Annotated in this window: 1 protein-coding gene; it reads right to left on the bottom strand. The window is 53.8% G+C overall.

The genetic code is table 11. The annotated features are described in order from the left end of the window. Nucleotides 1-762, bottom strand: a 762-nt coding sequence (locus A3730_RS25210; RefSeq protein WP_197477633.1) for an AMIN domain-containing protein, incomplete at both ends; no start/stop codon positions are given.

The raw sequence follows: 762 nt of genomic DNA, 5'->3' as shown, positions 1-762 counted from the left end.
CTTCTGACTTTCCAGCTCAAGCTGCTCCCGGGCAGCGATCTCGTCAGCGGGCGCCACAAGCAAGACATTACCTACCTGCCTCTTATCAAGCCCCTTGGTCTTCAAAATCAGTTCCAATGCCTGATCCCAAGGCACGTTCTGCAGGCGCAGGGTAATACGACCAGAGACTGTGTCAGAAGCCACCAGATTCAAGCCGGTAAAGTCTGCGATCAACTGCAGCACGGAGCGCACTTCAATGTCCTGGAAGTTCAAAGACAGCTTCTCTCCCGTATAAGCAAAAGCCTCCTTTTTCTTGCGCTCCGCGTCAGCCTTACTAACCGGCTTTACATTAATGCTGAATTCGTTGTCGGCCTGGTACGCCAGATATTCCCAGGAGCCCGTCGGCTCAATGGTAATTTGCACACTGCCGTCCACGCTGGCCGTTTCGATCATGCGAACAGGAGTGGCAAAATCAGTCACATCCAGCTTACGCACTTGATCATTATCGACACCGGCGCCCACGAAACGAGCAATGATTTTGCCGCCTTCCTCCTGCACATCCACCGGAATCGACGACTTAGACAGCTTCACAATAACCCGGCCTTCGCCACTGGTGCCGCGTCGAAAATCCACTCCGCTGACCACCGCATCACCGGCAGTTTTTACGTCCCCAGAGGCGGACATTGCTGTGTTGGCCTCTTCATCACCCAACACCACCACAAGGTCACTACCATCAACACTGGTGGAATACCCTGTCAGGGATTCCAGGTTAAAGATCAGGCG

Source organism: Alcanivorax sp. HI0044 (assembly GCF_001634945.1).
Note: the sequence above shows the minus strand (reverse complement) of the source record. Positions and strands in the feature narration are given on the sequence as shown.